This window comes from Rahnella sp. BCC 1045 (assembly GCF_019049615.1).
GTDB lineage: Bacteria > Pseudomonadota > Gammaproteobacteria > Enterobacterales > Enterobacteriaceae > Rahnella > Rahnella contaminans.
This window is the reverse complement of the sequence record NZ_JAFMOZ010000039.1, coordinates 1-1,097: the sequence shown is the minus strand read 5'-3', so window position 1 is coordinate 1,097 and position 1,097 is coordinate 1. Positions and strand designations below refer to the sequence as shown.

The 1,097-nt window shown below is 32.2% G+C and carries 1 protein-coding gene; it reads right to left on the bottom strand.

The genetic code is table 11. From position 1 onward, the window contains the following. Positions 1-140: 140 nt before the first annotated feature. Positions 141-1,010 carry a hypothetical protein gene (locus J1782_RS00225; RefSeq protein ID WP_217151899.1) on the bottom strand — a complete coding sequence of 290 codons (870 nt, stop codon included), beginning with the start codon at positions 1,008-1,010 and terminating at the stop codon, positions 141-143. Positions 1,011-1,097 lie beyond the last annotated feature (87 nt).

Sequence of the window (1,097 nt, the reverse complement as noted above, 5' to 3'; positions counted from 1 at the left end):
ATAAAGATTAAAAAGAATCATTGATATATAAATGATGTGCATAAAAGCCTTTGAATTTATCTTTGAAATATCTTAAAGGGGACTATATCCCCAAAATATTAAAATATCATCAATTCGTGCTAATCCTGTTTAAGTTATACCTAAATCACTTCCCGTTTAGAAAATAAATAATTACATGGCATGTTGATTTGCTCTTTAGATTGCACTTCAATTATTTTCAACTTAAATCCGCACTCATTCATTAAATTCAAAGGAAGCTCTATATAACTTTGGACTCCATTACCTTTAGGTTGGATATCCCCTCCATCCCATGTTCGATGGAGAAGTCTATACTCATTTTCGCAACTATATTCACCTGGAAGATAAAAAGAACATAGACGAGAAATGCCTTTCATAGTAAAGATAAAACCGTACTCATTTTTAATTTCTTCAATTAAATCAAATAATGGCTGTAACGGTTGTCCTGCTTTCATTTCATATTTAACACGTCTAAAGTTACTGTTTGTGGCTTGAATTTCGAATTTCAATCGAACACCATCATGACATCCAAAAACATTCCAGAAATACTCCTCCTTATCCTTGGGGATATCGGCTTCAGTAAAGGATGCATAAAATGTATTAGGCATGATTAGTTCACGATACAAAGGGGTATTGTCACTGGATTCTTGAAGATACCCAGTAAGGTTATGTGTTTCACAAAACCTAATTATTTCTCCTTCATTATATCTCTTTTCGATATTTGTAAGGCGAAATATTCCTGAGTTAAGAATGCATTCAGCCGCAGATCTACTGGTATAGTGATAAACGGTGGCTAAGTTAATGCTTGGCCAAAGATGATTAGTAATTAAATCAGATAGTTTATGATTGCCTTTAACCAGATCATTTACGTATTTACCATGAAATGTTAAATCAGAAAGAGTTATCTCTCCTGGGAGACCATGAATTACTAGAATTTCATTAATTTTATCAACTATAGAACGTTGTTCATTTATTGTATCTAAAGCCGTCATATTTACTCTCGTATGAATATTGAGTCAAGAAACAGAATCTAATAAATAAATTCCTTGATCTGAAATCTGTTTCACTATTATAAACCC

Bases quoted from the DNA above. Each gene is read 5' to 3' on its own strand.
- J1782_RS00225 (WP_217151899.1), bottom strand. From the start codon at position 1,010: ATGACGGCTTTAGATACAATAAATGAACAACGTTCTATAGTTGATAAA.